Annotated in this window: 12 protein-coding genes and 1 pseudogene; 11 read left to right on the top strand and 2 right to left on the bottom strand. The window is 71.6% G+C overall.

Features of this window, described 5'->3' with window-relative positions; translation table 11 throughout:
- The 8 genes and pseudogenes from ACE3O1_RS05470 to dapF all read left to right on the top strand — a co-directional run.
- A pseudogene (locus ACE3O1_RS05470) lies at positions 1–430 on the top strand (DNA recombination/repair protein RecA); the annotation flags it as partial.
- Positions 430–1089 (top strand): regulatory protein RecX, encoded by a 660-nt coding sequence (locus ACE3O1_RS05465; protein ID WP_374313238.1) that lies wholly within the window; start codon positions 430–432, stop codon positions 1087–1089. The pseudogene ACE3O1_RS05470 and the gene ACE3O1_RS05465, both read left to right, overlap by 1 nt.
- Before the next feature lie 70 nt (positions 1090–1159).
- Entirely contained in the window at positions 1160–2107 is a 948-nt protein-coding gene (locus ACE3O1_RS05460; protein WP_374313236.1) for an ABC transporter ATP-binding protein, read from the top strand.
- On the top strand, positions 2104–2982 hold the full coding sequence (locus ACE3O1_RS05455; protein ID WP_374313235.1) for an ABC transporter permease: 879 nt from the start codon (positions 2104–2106) through the stop codon (positions 2980–2982). The genes ACE3O1_RS05460 and ACE3O1_RS05455 overlap by 4 nt, the downstream gene beginning before the upstream one ends.
- A 42-nt stretch (positions 2983–3024) precedes the next feature.
- Positions 3025–4575, top strand: coding sequence for a tRNA (N6-isopentenyl adenosine(37)-C2)-methylthiotransferase MiaB (gene miaB / locus ACE3O1_RS05450; RefSeq protein WP_374313233.1), 1551 nt, complete (start codon positions 3025–3027; stop codon positions 4573–4575).
- Complete coding sequence (miaA, locus tag ACE3O1_RS05445; RefSeq protein WP_374313231.1) at positions 4572–5501, top strand: tRNA (adenosine(37)-N6)-dimethylallyltransferase MiaA; 930 nt, start codon at positions 4572–4574, stop codon at positions 5499–5501. The genes miaB and miaA overlap by 4 nt, the downstream gene beginning before the upstream one ends.
- A complete protein-coding gene (locus ACE3O1_RS05440; protein WP_374313229.1) occupies positions 5498–5920 on the top strand; it encodes a GNAT family acetyltransferase in 423 nt (140 codons plus the stop codon). Before miaA ends, ACE3O1_RS05440 begins: the two co-directional genes overlap by 4 nt.
- A 29-nt stretch (positions 5921–5949) precedes the next feature.
- Complete coding sequence (dapF, locus tag ACE3O1_RS05435; RefSeq protein ID WP_374313227.1) at positions 5950–6822, top strand: diaminopimelate epimerase; 873 nt, start codon at positions 5950–5952, stop codon at positions 6820–6822.
- A gap of 29 nt (positions 6823–6851) precedes the next feature.
- On the opposite strand, the gene ACE3O1_RS05430 is transcribed toward dapF, so the two are convergent.
- Positions 6852–7493 carry a class I SAM-dependent methyltransferase gene (locus tag ACE3O1_RS05430; RefSeq protein WP_374313225.1) on the bottom strand — a complete coding sequence of 214 codons (642 nt, stop codon included), beginning with the start codon at positions 7491–7493 and terminating at the stop codon, positions 6852–6854.
- Positions 7494–7598: 105 nt separating this feature from the next.
- Here ACE3O1_RS05430 and hflX point away from each other — a divergent pair, with 105 nt between their 5' ends.
- Positions 7599–9122: a GTPase HflX gene (gene hflX, locus ACE3O1_RS05425; RefSeq protein ID WP_374313223.1), complete on the top strand. Its 1524-nt coding sequence runs from the start codon at positions 7599–7601 to the stop codon at positions 9120–9122.
- Here the strand turns inward: hflX and ACE3O1_RS05420 are convergent.
- Positions 9119–11038 (bottom strand): prolyl oligopeptidase family serine peptidase, encoded by a 1920-nt coding sequence (locus ACE3O1_RS05420; protein WP_374313221.1) that lies wholly within the window; start codon positions 11036–11038, stop codon positions 9119–9121. The genes hflX and ACE3O1_RS05420 overlap by 4 nt on opposite strands.
- A 214-nt stretch (positions 11039–11252) precedes the next feature.
- On the opposite strand from ACE3O1_RS05420, the gene ACE3O1_RS05415 reads away from it, so the two are divergent.
- Both ACE3O1_RS05415 and metE read left to right on the top strand, forming a co-directional pair.
- A complete protein-coding gene (locus tag ACE3O1_RS05415) occupies positions 11253–12212 on the top strand; it encodes a methylenetetrahydrofolate reductase (protein ID WP_374313219.1) in 960 nt (319 codons plus the stop codon).
- Positions 12209–14530: 5-methyltetrahydropteroyltriglutamate--homocysteine S-methyltransferase (gene metE, locus ACE3O1_RS05410; protein ID WP_374313217.1), on the top strand; the 2322-nt coding region annotated here is incomplete at its 3' end. The genes ACE3O1_RS05415 and metE, both read left to right, overlap by 4 nt.

Genomic DNA, 14530 nt, shown 5'->3' with positions numbered 1-14530 from the left:
GACCACCGCCGGTGGAAAGGCGCTGAAGTTCTACGCATCGGTGCGCCTCGACATCCGCCGCATCGAGACGCTGAAGGACGGCACCGACGCGGTCGGCAACCGCACGCGCGTCAAGGTCGTGAAGAACAAGATGGCGCCCCCGTTCAAGCAGGCGGAGTTCGACATCCTCTACGGCGTCGGCATCTCCCGCGAGGGCAGCCTGATCGACTTCGGCGTCGAGCACGGCATCGTGAAGAAGTCGGGCGCCTGGTACACCTACGACGGCGAGCAGCTGGGGCAGGGCAAGGAGAACGCCCGCAACTTCCTCATCAAGAACGAGGATGTCGCCGCCGAGATCGAGTCGAAGATCAAGGCGAAGCTCGGCATCGGCCAGCCGAAGGCCGTCGAGGCGCCCGCGCAGGACGACCTGGCCGCGCGCCGCCCGGCCTGATGTCTCGCGAGAACGGGGGCGAGCGCGACTCGCTCGCCCCCGTCATCCCGCTCTTCGGTGGGGCAACGCCGCAGGCGAGCCCGACGGATGAGTCTCCCGACGACGAACGGTGGCATCCGACCTGGGTCTCGCATCGCGCGCCCGATGATGAGCCCGTCCGCGACGACGACGTGGTGGCAGGGGAGGATCTCGCCGAGAAGGCGCTCCTGAAGCGACTGCGCGTCCGTTCCCTTTCCGTATCGGAAGCGCGCGCGCTGCTGCGGGAACGGCAGGTGGCGGCGCCGTCCGTCGAACGGATCGTCTCCGGGCTCGAGGAGTACGGCTACCTCGACGACGCGGGGCTCGCCGATCAGCTCGTGCACTCCGCCGTCGATCGCAAAGGCCAAGGCCGCAACGCGATCGCTCAGACGCTCGCCAAGCGCGGCATCCCCCGAGACGTCGCCGACGCCGCGCTCGCGACGCTTCCCGACGACGACGCGGAGCGCGCACTGGAGTTCGCCCGCACGAAGGCCCGCTCGCTCGGTTCCCTCGACCGCGACACCGCGCTGCGCCGGCTCCTCGGGCAGCTCGCGCGCCGTGGATACGCGGGATCGGTGGCCACGGCAGCCGCCCGCACGGCGCTCGACGAGGCCGGGGGGACGGGAGTCCGCTTCCGCTGATCCGGGCGATCGCGCCTCGGCCAGGACTGCTCGTGCGAGACTGACTCGACCCGGCGATCCGAGGAGGACGATGGCCATTGTCGTGGAGGGCCTGACCAAGCGCTTCCGCGCGACGACCGCCGTCGACGGGCTCACCTTCTCCGTGCCCGATGCCTCGGTGTTCGCCTTCCTCGGCGCGAACGGCGCAGGAAAGTCGACGACGATCAACTGCCTCACGACGGTGCTGGCTTTCGACGAAGGCTCCGTGCAGGTCGCGGGTCACGACGTCGTGTCGCACGGAGAGCGGGTGCGCGAGCGCATCGGCGTCGTGTTCCAGGACTCCGTGCTCGACCCCATGCTGACCGTCCGCGAGAACCTGCGCCTACGGGGGACCCTCGCGAAGGTCCCCCGAGCGCGCACCGACGAGCGCATCGCTCACCTTTCGCCCCTGATCGAGCTGGAGGAATTCCTCGACCGCCGATACGGCACGCTCTCGGGCGGGCAGCGCCGTCGCGTCGACATCGCCCGCGCCCTCGTCCACGAACCCGCGATCCTCTTCCTCGACGAACCCACGGCCGGGCTCGACCCGCGCAGCCGCGCGATCCTGTGGCGCACCGTCCACCGCCTGCGCCTCGAGACGGGACTCACGGTCTTCCTCACCACGCACTACATGGAGGAGACCGAGGAGGCCGACCGCGTCTGCATCATCGACCACGGGCGCATCGTCGCCGACGGCACTCCCGCGGCCCTCCGCGCGGAGTACAGCCGCAGCCTGCTGACGGTCACGACGAGCGACGTCCCCGGACTCGTGGGAATGGCGGCCGACCGCGGCGACGAGGTCTCCGTCGACGGCGACGTCGTCGTCATCGCCGTCCCCGACGCCGACGCCGCCCGAGCACTGCTCACCCGGCACGGAGACCGGGTCCGCGACTTCGAGTTCCGTCACGGCCGTATGGACGACGTCTTCCTCGCTCTGACCGGACGGGCCGCCGACGCCGACGCCGACGGCCCGCCCGCGCCGACGGGTGCGCGCCCGTGACGGTCGTCCTCGCCATCGTCCGCCGCAACCTCCGACTGTTCTTCCGTGATCGGATGAACGTCTTCTTCTCACTGCTCGGAGCGCTCATCCTCTTCGTGCTCTACACCCTGTTCCTCGCGCGCCTGCAGATCGACGGTCTGCAGGAGACATTCCCGCGGGCGTCGGAACAGGAGATCCGCGCCTTCGTCGACACGTGGATGTTCGCCGGAATCGTGATGCTCTCGACGATCACCACGGGACTGGGGGCTCTCGCGACACTGGTCGACGACGGCGAGTCCGGCCGGTTCCGTGACTTCCTCGTGTCGCCGGTGCGGCGGACGCAGCTCGTCCTCGGCTATCTCATCGCGGCGGTGACGGTCGCCATCGTCATGTCGATGATCGTGCTCGCGCTGAGCATCCTCTACCTCGGCATCGTGGACTCGATGTGGCTCACCCCGCTCACGGTCCTCCGAATCGCGGGGATCACGGTGCTGTGCTGCGCCGGGTTCACCGCCCTGTCCGCACTCATCGTGTCCTTCATCCGCACGAACGCCGCGTTCTCCGGCTTCGCGACGGTCATCGGCACGGTGCTCGGGTTCGTCGCCGGCGCGTACATCCCCGTCGGCTCGCTGCCGGGCGCTGTGGCCACGACGATCAACGCGCTGCCGTTCGCCCAGGGCGCCATGCTCCTGCGGGTCGAGTTCACCGATGTCTCGCTTCCGGCCATGGTGGGCGACAGCGGCGACGCTGCCGACGCGATCCGCGAGTTCTACGGCATCGATGCGTTCGTCGGCGAGTTCCTCGTGCCCGCGTCGGTCGCCTTCGGCGTGCTCGTCGCGATGGCGTTCGGGTTCACGGCCCTGTCCGCCGGACGCATCCGCGCGCGCATCCGCTAGTCGCCGCCGCTCCCGCGCGCGGCTCGTAGAATGGCACCCATCATGACCACCCCCACCAGCTCACCGACGCTCATCGCGCCGTCCGACGCGGCGCTCGGCGCCGACGGCCGCGCCCGCACCTACGAGGTGCGCACGTTCGGCTGCCAGATGAACGTGCACGACTCCGAGCGACTGTCGGGCTCGCTCGAGAGCGCCGGCTACGTGCCTGCCGAGGCCGGCGAGGACGCCGATGTCATCGTCATCAACACGTGCGCCGTCCGAGACAACGCCGCCGGCAAGCTCTACGGCACCCTGGGCCACCTGAAGTCGCGCAAGGACAAGCACGACGGCATGCAGATCGCCGTGGGCGGATGCCTCGCCCAGATGGACAAGGACGCCGTCCAGCAGAAGGCGCCGTGGGTGGACGTCGTGTTCGGCACGCACAACATGGGCTCGCTTCCCGGCCTGCTGGAGCGCGCGCGCCACAACGGCGAGGCCGAGCTCGAGATCCTCGAGTCGCTGGAGGTCTTCCCGTCCACGCTGCCGACCAAGCGCGACAGCGTCTACAGCGGCTGGGTGTCGATCTCGGTCGGGTGCAACAACACCTGCACGTTCTGCATCGTCCCGAGCCTGCGCGGCAAGGAGAAGGACCGCCGCCCCGGCGACATCCTGAACGAGATCCGACTCCTCGTCGACGACGGCGCGATGGAGGTCACCCTCCTCGGCCAGAACGTCAACTCCTACGGCGTCGAGTTCGGCGACCGGCAGGCGTTCGGCAAGCTGCTGCGGGCCGCCGGTGAGATCGCGGGCCTCGAACGCATCCGCTTCACGAGCCCCCACCCGGCGGCGTTCACGGACGACGTCATCGACGCCATGGCGGAGACCCCGGCCGTGATGCCGCAGCTGCACATGCCGCTGCAGTCGGGAAGCGATCGGATCCTCAAGGCGATGCGCCGCTCGTACCGCAGCGATCGGTTCCTCGGCATCCTCGACCGCGTGCGCGCCAAGATGCCCGACGCGGCGATCTCGACCGACATCATCGTGGGCTTCCCCGGTGAGACCGACGAGGACTTCGAAGACACGATGCGCGTCGTGGAGCAGGCGCGGTTCGCGAGCGCCTTCACCTTCCAGTACTCGATCCGCGAAGGCACGCCGGCGGCGACGATGCCCGATCAGGTGCCCAAGGCGGTCGTGCAGGAGCGCTACGAGCGCCTGATCGCCCTGCAGGAGCGCATCAGCCTCGAAGAGAACCAGAAGCAGCTCGGCCGTGAGGTGCAGGTGCTCGTCTCGACCGGTGAGGGCAAGAAGGATGCCGCGACCCACCGTCTGACCGGCCGCGCGGAAGACAATCGTCTCGTCCACTTCGAGGTGCCGGCGGGCTCCGACCTCCCGCGACCCGGCGACATCGTCTCGGTCGTGGTCACCCACGCCGCCCCCTTCCATCTGCTCGCCGATTCGGTCGACGGAGCCCCGCTGCGCATCCGTCGCACGCGGTCGGGCGATGCCTGGGATCGCACGCAGGCCGAGTCGTGCGGCGTGCCCGCACCGGCCGGCGCCTCCGGCGCGCCGCGCGCCGTGTCGCTCGGGCTGCCGACGCTGCGCATCGGAGAGTGATCGACCGGTCGGGGCCGGCCCGCCTGTGGGCGGTCGTCGGCGCCACCGGAACCGGCAAGACCGCGCTCTCGCTCGACCTCGCCGAGACGCTCATCGCGCGTGGCATTCCGGCCGAGATCGTCAATGCCGACGCGATGCAGCTCTATCGCGGCATGGAGATCGGCACGGCGAAGCTTCCGGTGCAGGAGCGGCGCGGCATCCGTCATCACCTCTTCGACGCGCTCGAGGTGACCGCCGAAGCGGCGGTGGCCTGGTACCAGGAGGCCGCGCGCCGCGTGATCACGCAGATCCACGCACGAGGCGCCGATGCGATCCTCGTGGGGGGATCGGGGCTGTACGTGTCGAGCGTCGTGTTCGACTTCCGCTTCCCGCCGCACGACCCGCAGCTCCGCGCCGAGCTGGAGGCCGAGCTCGAGGCGCACGGCCCGGGGATGCTGTTCGCGCGGCTGCGCGCGGCGGATCCGGTGACCGCCTCCCGCGTCGACCCCAAGAACGGGCGGCGCATCGTCCGCGCGCTCGAGGTGCTCGCCCAGGGCGCTGACACGCACGGTGCGGCGCTGCCCGACGAGCCGGTCCTGTGGCACGACCCCACGACGCTGATCGGGGTCTCGATGCCGCGCGAGGAGCTCGTGGCGCGGCTGGACGCACGCGTCGAGGCGATGTGGCGCGACGGACTCCTCGATGAGGTGGCGGCGCTGCGCGACGCCCGCATCGAGGACGGCGTGACCGCACGCCGCGCCATCGGCTACGCGCAGGCGCTCGCACAGCTGGACGGCGCGCTGTCCGAGGCCGAGGCGATCGCCGAGACGCAGGCGCTCACGCGCCGGTACGCGCGGCGCCAGGTGTCGTGGTTCCGCCGATACGAGGGGGTGAGGTGGGTCGAGCCGGGAGCGGATGCCGCAGCCCTGGCAGACTCGACCTCATGAGCATCGCGATCCGAGCCTTCCAACTCCCCGACACCGAGGCCGTCGTCTCGCTGTGGCATGCGACGGGACTCACGAGGCCCTGGAACAACCCGTACCAGGACATCAGCCGCAAGCTGAAGGTGCAGCCCGAGCTGTTCCTGGTCGCGGTGGACGGCGGCGACGTCGTCGGATCCGTCATGGCGGGGTACGACGGGCACCGCGGGTGGCTGTACTACCTCGCGAGCGATCCGGCGCGCCGCGGCCAGGGGATCGCCCGCGAACTGGTCGAGACGGCCGAGCAGCTGCTGCTGGACATGGGATGCCCGAAGGTGCAGCTGATGGTGCGTCCCGACAACGACATCGCGAAGGGCTTCTACGAGGCGCTCGGCTTCGAGGCGTTCGAGACCTGGACCACCGGCAAGCGGCTCATCGCCGACTGAGCCTCGCCGCGCGCCCCTAGACTTGGGGGATGCCGCAGACCATCTCGTTCACCAAGGGTCACGGCACGGGCAACGACTTCGTCATCGTGCCCGACCCCGACGGCGCGCTGGACCTGTCCGACGACCAGGTCGCCGTGCTGTGCGACCGGCGCTTCGGAATCGGAGGCGACGGCATCCTCCGCGTCGTGCGCGCGTCCGCCATCGATGAGGGGACGGATGCCGCAGCCGCCGGTGCGGAGTGGTTCATGGACTACCGCAACGCCGACGGCTCGAAGGCCGAGATGTGCGGCAACGGCATCCGCGTGTTCGCCCGCTATCTCGCCGAAGTCGGCTGGGCCTCGCTGGACGGCGAACCCCTCGCGATCGGCACGCGGGCGGGCGTGAAGACGGTGACGCGCAGTGAACTCGGGCTCGAGGTCGACCTCGGCCCCTGGCGCGTCGAGACGGATGAGGTTCTCGTGCGCGCGCGGGGCATCGGTGCTCCGCGGCCCGGGCTCGGCATCGACGTGGGCAATCCGCACATCGTCGTCGCACTCCCCGACACGCGGGAGCTCGACGGTCTCGACCTCGGCGTGATGCCGCAGCTGCACCCCGAGCCGCCGCACGGCGCGAACATCGAATTCGTGGTGCCGAGCGATCCGCTCGTGCGCGACGGTGTCGGCTCGATCCGCATGCGCGTGTTCGAACGCGGCGTCGGCGAGACGCTCAGCTGCGGGACCGGCGTCGCCGCCGCCGCGCTGGCGGTGCGCCATTGGGCCGGCCCCGCTGCGCCGGACCACTGGACGGTCGACGTGCCCGGCGGAACGCTGGGCGTGCGGATGCCGCTCGTCGGCGACGAGCACCACGTGCTCCTGTCGGGACCGGCGACCCTGGTGTACTCCGGCGAAGTCGCGCTCGCCTGAGCGGCCGGCCCGGGTCCGCCGCGGCGCCGTCAGGGGAGCGGGATGGCCTCGGTCTGCGGCGTGCCGTGCCGGCGCACCTTGATCACCCGGAACCCTCGTCCGGTCGCTGCCCGATGCACGCTGTACCCGTGCTCGAAGGTCGCGGCGAGCCAGCGCTGCAGCGAGTCCGACCCCAGATTGCGCTGGACGACGAGCCAGGCGTCGGCGCGCTCGTCGAGACGCGGGATCCAGCGCTCGAGCAGCCCGTGCAGCTCGTTCTTGCCGACGCGGATCGGCGGGTTCGAGCGGATGGTGCGGAATGTGACGTCATCGGGAACATCGTCGGGCAGCACGGCGTTGACATTCTCGAGGCCGAGAGCGGCCGCGTTGCGGCGGACGAGATCGAGCGCTCGCTCGTTGACGTCCACGGCCCAGACGGTGGCACGGGGTGCATCCAGCGCCAGCGAGAGGGCGATCGGACCCCATCCCGAGCCGAGGTCCAGGAGGTTCCCTCCCGGCGGAGGCGGGGGAGTATTGGCCAGCAGCACGGCGGTGCCCGAGTCGACGTGGTCGGGACTGAACACGCCGCCGGCGGTCGTGACCTCGACGTCGCGGCCGGCGAGCGTCACGCGGACGCGGCGGAGGTTCTCGGGACTGGCCGGCGTCGCACTGAAGTAGTGGTCGCTGCCCATGGCTGATGAGCCTAGCGGAGGAGCTCCCCGGCGCGGGAGGCTAGAATTCACGGATGCCTCGAACCGGCCGATGAGGCCGCGAAAGCATCCTTTCGAGAGGAACCGATGACGGATACGACAACCCCCCAGAGCACCGACGAGACACCGGTGGACCCGGTCGATCGGGTGCTGTCGCGCGCCGACGCGCGGTCCGGGGTGCGTGTGTTCGGCGCCGCGCAGGCGCTGCAGGACCAGGCCACCGTCGGCGCCGCCGACACCGACGGCGAGCAGTGGGACCGCGAGGAGCGCGCCGCGCTCCGCCGCGTTCCCGGCCTGTCGACCGAGCTCGAGGACGTCACCGAGGTCGAGTACCGGCAGCTGCGGCTCGAGAACGTCGTGCTCGTCGGCGTGCATCCGCAGGGCGAGCAGGAGGACGCGGAGAACTCGCTGCGCGAGCTCGCCGCGCTGGCCGAGACGGCGGGCGCGGTCGTGCTGGACGGTGTGCTCCAGCGGCGCCCGCACCCCGACCCGGCAACCTACGTGGGCCGCGGCAAGGCGCAGGAGCTCCGCGACATCGTCGCCGCCGTCGGGGCCGACACGGTGATCGCCGACACCGAGCTCGCGCCCAGCCAGCGGCGCGCGCTCGAGGATGTCGTCAAGGTCAAGGTCATCGACCGCACCACCGTGATCCTCGACATCTTCAGCCAGCACGCCAAGAGTCGCGAGGGCAAGGCCCAGGTCGAGCTCGCACAGCTCGAGTATCTGCTTCCGCGCCTGCGCGGCTGGGGCGACTCGATGAGCCGGCAGGCCGGTGGCCAGGTCGGCGCCGGCGGCGCCGGAATGGGCTCCCGTGGTCCCGGTGAGACGAAGATCGAACTCGACCGCCGCCGCATCCGCACCCGTATGGCGCAGCTTCGCCGGCAGATCCGCGATTTCGCACCGGCGCGCGATGCCAAGCGCGCCGAGCGCAAGCGCCACACGATCCCGTCGGTCGCGATCGCCGGTTACACCAACGCCGGAAAGTCGAGCCTCCTCAACCGGCTCACGAGCGCCGGCGTGCTGGTCGAGAACGCGCTGTTCGCGACCCTGGATGCCACGGTGCGCCGCTCCGAGACGACCGACGGGCGCGTCTACACGCTCACCGACACGGTCGGCTTCGTCCGCAATCTCCCGCACCAGCTCGTGGAAGCCTTCCGCTCGACCCTCGAGGAGGTCGGCGGCTCCGACGTCATCGTGCACGTCGTCGACGGGTCGCACCCCGACCCCGCCGCGCAGCTGGCAACGGTGCGCGACGTGATCGGCGACGTCGGCGGACGCGACATCCCGGAGCTCGTCGTGTTCAACAAGTCGGATCTCGTCGATGAGGACACGCGGCTGGTGCTGCGCGGACTCGAGCCGAAGGCGCTGTTCGCGTCATCGCGCACCGGCGAGGGAATCGACGAGCTGCGCGCCGCGATCGAGGCGGCGCTTCCGCTCCCGGCGGTCGAGCTCGACGTGCTCGTGCCCTACGACCGCGGCGACCTCGTATCGGCGATCCACGAGCAGGGCATGATCCTGTCGCAGGCCCACGAGGAGGGCGGCACGGCGGTGCACGCCCGTGTGGGCGAGCACCTCGCGGCGCGACTCGCCCCGTTCGTGCGCGGACGCTAGTCCAGGTCGAGCGGCTCGACGCCGTCCGGCTCGAACCCGAGCACGCCCCCGAGGAAAGCGATCTCCGCCTCGAGCTGGCGGACGAGGGTCTCCGACCGGCGGAAGCCGTGCCCCTCGCCCTCGAACGCGAGGTAGGCGTGCGGCACGCCGTTCTTCTTCAGCGCGTCCCGCACGGCTTCGGACTGCGACGGGGGCACCACGCGGTCCTCGAGGCCCTGCTCGATGAGCAGCGGCGTGCGCAGGCGGTCGAGTCGTGAGAGCGGCGACCGGGCCACGTACAGCGCCTCTGCCTGCGGAAGCGGCCCGACCATCGAGTCGAGGTAGCGCGCCTCGAAGTCATGCGTGTCTTCGGCGAGACGGCGGAGATCGGCTACGCCGTACCGGCTGATGCCGGCGGCGAACGCGTCGGCGAGGGTGAGGGCGCACAGCACCGTCCAGCCTCCGGCGGAACCTCCCGCGATCGCGAGGCGCTCGCCGTCGGCGACCCCTTCCTCGGCGAGGCCGGCGGCGGCGGCGAGCACGTCGTCGACGTCGACGACGCCCCACCGGCCCAGCAGGCGCTCGCGATAGGCGCGGCCGTAGCCGCTGGATCCGCCGTAGTTGACGTCGAGCACGCCGATCCCGCGGCTGGTGAAGAACGCGATCTTGCCGGATGCCGCGCCCCCGACGTGCGCGGTGGGTCCGCCGTGCACGAGCACGAGGTACGGCGGCTTCTCGTCTGCCGGCGCGGACACGTCCGGATTCGTCGGCGGGTAGTCGTAGGCGTGCACGGGGCCGCCGGGTCCGTCGAACGTCACGGGGCGGGCGCGCGGCATCCACTCGGCGCCCCAGGGTGACTCGCCCCCGACGATCCGCCGCGCCGAGCCGGGGTCGTCCACGTCGAGCTCCCACAGCGCCGTTCCGGCCGCCCCCGCGCCGCTCACGAGCAGGCGCGAGCCGCGGACGTCCTCGATCGACAGACCCGCAACCCCTTCGAACTCGAGCGGGCGCACCTCGTCCCCGTCGACGACGACGAGCTCGTCCGACCCGTGGGTGCGGATCGCGGCGATCCTGCCGTCGCCCAGCACCGCGTACCAGCGCTGGCCGAGGACCCACAGCGGACCCCCGGTGTCGGCATCGGCGGGAGCGACCGGGCGGTGCGCGAGGTCGGCGGTGAGGCGCAGCGTCCACAGATTCCACCGGCCGGTCGGATCGTCGGCGTAGATCAGATCGTCCTCGCCCGTCCACGCCGGCTGCAGCGGCGCTGTCTCGCCGCCCGCGACGGTGGTCCACTCGGCGACGACGCCGTCCTCGAGCCGTCCCACGCGCAGTTCGGTGCGGTCCCACGGCATCGCGGGGTGGTCCCACGCGATCCACGCCAGGTGCGACCCGTCGGGCGAGAGCACGGGGTGGGCGAGGAAGTGGCTGTCCTCCACGAGCGACGACAGGGCCGAGGCATCCCTCGCCGCACTTCCGTCGACCGGGATCTCCACGATGTCCCGGTGCGGCACGGGAGAGGTTCCGTGCACTTCGCGCACGGCCAGGAGGCGACCGCCCTGCCAGGTCAGCCCTCCGAAGCGCATGTCGCCTGCCGCCGGCGTCAGCGGGCGGGGCGCGCCGTCTCCGGCGACCTTCCACACCCGCTGGTCGACCTTCTCGACGAACACGAGAGCGTCGTCACCGACCGTCGTCCACGATCCGCCGCCGTATTCGTGCACGCGCGAGCGCGCACTCCACGGCGCCGCGATCACGTCGGAGACGACGCCCGATGCCGTGCGCCGCCGCACCGCGGTGCGTCCCGCCTCCTCGGCCACCGTCTCGCCCCACCACACCTCGTCGCCGACGTATCGGGCGCCCTCGATGCGCGGGGAGGCCGCCGACACCGCATGCGCCGTCAGCGGGGACGGCCAGCTTCCGTAGGGCAGGGGAGTGCTCACGACACCACGCTACGGCGAAATACAAGGTCACAGGGAGGGGCTTGTGCGCGCCGCTCGGCTAGCTTGGTCCCATCGTCGCCCGGGGCACCCTCCGGGCAGGGAGCGACAGCCGAGCCCGGCACCCGCCCGCGATGACACCGCGTCCCCGGTCCTCCGGGCGGCGCGATCGTCCGCGGCCGTCCGGCCCTTCCGTCCCCCGACCCGAGAGCACGTCATGTCGATCGATCTCAGCACCCCGCCGGTGCCGTTCTCGTTCGAGGTGTACCCGCCGAAGTCCGACGCGGGGACCCTCGCGCTGCATGAGACGATCCGGCGCCTGGCCGAGGTGGCACCCCGCTTCATCTCGGTCACCTACGGCGCCGGCGGCTCGACGGGCGGACGGTCGCTCGATCTCCTGCGCCACATCCTCCGGGAGACCTCGGTGGCTCCGCTCGCCCATCTGACGTGCGTCGGCAGCACGTACGCCGGGGCGAACGCGCTCATCCGCGAGTTCCTCGACGCCGGGATCACGAGCTTCCTCGCGCTGCGGGGCGACCCGCCGGCGGGCGTCGCCGAGGGAGAGGCGTTCCTGGGAGACCTGGAGAGCTCGGCACAGCTCGTGCAGCTCATCGACCGTGTTCAGGCCGAGCGGGCGCCCTACACCGAGCAGGCGATCCCCGGAGTCCCCGGGGCCGTCCGGGTCGAGCCGCGCACGAAGGTCGACATCGCCGTCGCCGCGTTCCCCAACGGGCACCCGAGGTCGCGGCATCCGCGCGAGCACATCGACGCGCTCCTTGCCAAGCAGGCCGCCGGAGCCACGCTCGCGATCACGCAGCTCTTCTTCCACGCCGACGACTACCTCGCCTTCGTGCAGCGCTCGCGCGAGGCCGGCGTGACCATCCCGATCCTTCCGGGGATCATGCCGATCACATCGCCGGCGCGCCTGCGCCGCGTGCTCGAGCTCAGCGGCGAGGAGCTGCCGTCCGAGCTCGCCATCTCGCTCGAGGTCGAGCCCACGCCCGAGGGCCAGCGCGCGCTGGGGATCGCCTACGCCGCCGACCTCGCGCGCGACGTCGTCGCCGGCGGCGCGCCGGGCGTCCACCTCTACGCGTTCAACAGCCACGAAACGGTGATCGCGGTGCTCCGCGACGCCGGGATCCTCACCCACCCCCTCGAAAAGGAAGTCGCACGATGACCGACACCACTCCCGCCTTCCCCCGCGGCACGATCCTCGGCTACCCGCGCATCGGCCGCCGGCGCGAGCTCAAGCGCGCCGTAGAGTCGCACTGGAGCGGCTCGATCGACGAGCAGGCGCTCGAGCAGGCCGCCGCCGAGCTGCGCCGCACCACGCGTGAGCGCCTCGCCGAGCTCGGCCTCGGACGCGACGACTCGTCGATTCCGGAGTCGTTCTCGTACTACGACCAGGTGCTCGATGCCGCAGCGACCGTGGGCGCCCTGCCCGAGCGGTTCGCGGCCCTTCGCGACGCCGACGGCGCGGTCGGGCTCGCGGCCTACTTCACCGCCGCCCGCGGCGCGGGCGAGAACGCCCCGCTGGAGATGACCAAGTGGTTCGACACGAACTACCACTACCTCGTGCCCGAGATCGGCCCCGAAACCGTGTTCGCGCTGTCGAGCGACCGCTTCGCCCGCCAGGTCGCCGAGGCCAAGGCCGACGGCTTCACGGTCCGGCCGGTCGTGGTGGGCCCGGTGACCCTCCTCGCGCTGGCGAAGGCGACGGATGCCGCTCCCGACGGATTCGACCCGCTCAGCCGGCTCGAGGACCTGCTGCCGGTGTACGCCGAGCTGCTCGCCGCGCTGCGCGCCGCGGGAGCCGATTGGGTGCAGCTCGACGAGCCCGCGCTCGTGAGCGAGAGCCTGCCCGCGTCGGCGGGGGTGCTGGCCGACGCCGCCGCGCGTGCCTACGGCGTGCTCGGGGCCTCCTCCGACCGCCCGGCGATCCTCGTCACGGCCGGATACGCGCAGCTCTCCGCCGAGGCGTGGGCAGCCCTCGCCGCCGCGCCCGTCGAGGCGCTCGCGATCGACCTCACCCGCGGCTCGGTGCCCGCCTCCGTCACGGGGCTGGCCGAGAAGGTCCTCGTCGGCGGTGTGATCGACGGTCGCAACATCTGGCGCGGCGATCTCGCCGGAGCATGGGAGAAACTCGACGCCCTGCACGGTCTCGGCGCCCGCCAGGTCTCGGCCGGCACGTCCACGTCGCTGCAGCACGTGCCGCACGACGTCGCCGACGAGTCCGCGCTCGATCCGCGCCTGGTCTCGTGGCTGGCCTTCGCCGACCAGAAGACCTCGCAGGTCGTCACCCTCGCCCGCGGCCTCGCCGAGGGGGCCGACGCCATCTCAGGTGACGTGGCCGAGGCATCCGCCGCGCTCGCCGACCGGCAGAGCGCCCCCGGTGTGCGCGACGGCGCCGTGCGGACCCGGGCGGCGGCCCTCACGCAGGACGACTTCGACCGCGGGGACTACGAGGCCCGGGTGGCTGCGCAGGAGGCGGCTCTGGGTCTCCCGGTGCTGCCGACGACGACGATCGGCTCGTTCCCCCAGACGGGCGACATCCGCCGCGCCCGCGCGCGTCACGGCAGGGGCGAGATCACGACGGAGGAGTACGAGCAGTTCCTCCGCGAGGAGATCGCACGCGTCGTGACGCTGCAGGAGGACCTCGGGCTCGACGTCCTCGTCCACGGCGAGGCCGAGCGCAACGACATGGTGCAGTACTTCGCCGAGAACCTCGACGGGTTCGACGTCACCGAGAACGGCTGGGTGCAGTCGTACGGCTCGCGCGCGACGCGCCCGTCCATCCTGTGGGGAGACGTGTCGCGTCCCGCGCCGATCACGGTCGCGTGGTCGACGTTCGCGCAGTCCCTCACCGACAAGCCCATGAAGGGCATGCTCACCGGCCCGGTGACGATCCTCGCGTGGTCGTTCGTGCGCGATGACCAGCCGCTGGCCGAGACGGCCAATCAGGTCGCCCTCGCCCTCCGCGACGAGATCGCCGACCTCGAGGCCGCCGGCATCGGCGTGATCCAGGTCGACGAGCCGGCGCTTCGCGAGCTGCTCCCGCTCAAGAAGGCCGACCAGCCGTCGTACCTCGAGTGGTCGGTGGGTTCGTTCCGCCTCGCCACCGCCGGCGCTGCCGAAGCCACGCAGGTGCACACCCACCTGTGCTACTCCGAGTTCGACGTGGTCATCGACGCGATCGCCGCGCTCGACGCCGACGTCACCTCGATCGAAGCCGCGCGCAGCCGCGGAGAGGTGATCGGCGACATCGCCGAGTCGGGCTTCACGCACGGCGTCGGACCGGGGGTCTACGACATCCACTCGCCGCGCGTGCCGTCGGTCGGGGAGGTCGCCGAGCTCCTCGACCGCGCCGCGACCGAGCTCCCGCTGCGCCAGGTGTGGGTGAACCCGGACTGCGGCCTCAAGACCCGCGCATACGACGAGACGGTCGAGTCGCTGCGCAACATCATCGCGGCGACCCGCCAGATCCGCGACAAGGTC

Source organism: Microbacterium sp., from assembly GCF_041909575.1.
GTDB lineage: Bacteria > Actinomycetota > Actinomycetes > Actinomycetales > Microbacteriaceae > Microbacterium.
This window is presented reverse-complemented; position numbering and strand designations above follow the sequence as displayed.

Coding starts and splice junctions, on each gene's coding strand:
- ACE3O1_RS05465 (WP_374313238.1), top strand. CDS start 430: ATGTCTCGCGAGAACGGGGGCGAGCGCGACTCGCTCGCCCCCGTCATC.
- ACE3O1_RS05460 (WP_374313236.1), top strand. CDS start 1,160: ATGGCCATTGTCGTGGAGGGCCTGACCAAGCGCTTCCGCGCGACGACC.
- miaB (WP_374313233.1), top strand. CDS start 3,025: ATGACCACCCCCACCAGCTCACCGACGCTCATCGCGCCGTCCGACGCG.
- dapF (WP_374313227.1), top strand. CDS start 5,950: ATGCCGCAGACCATCTCGTTCACCAAGGGTCACGGCACGGGCAACGAC.
- hflX (WP_374313223.1), top strand. CDS start 7,599: ATGACGGATACGACAACCCCCCAGAGCACCGACGAGACACCGGTGGAC.
- ACE3O1_RS05440 (WP_374313229.1), top strand. CDS start 5,498: ATGAGCATCGCGATCCGAGCCTTCCAACTCCCCGACACCGAGGCCGTC.
- ACE3O1_RS05415 (WP_374313219.1), top strand. CDS start 11,253: ATGTCGATCGATCTCAGCACCCCGCCGGTGCCGTTCTCGTTCGAGGTG.
- ACE3O1_RS05430 (WP_374313225.1), bottom strand. CDS start 7,493: ATGGGCAGCGACCACTACTTCAGTGCGACGCCGGCCAGTCCCGAGAAC.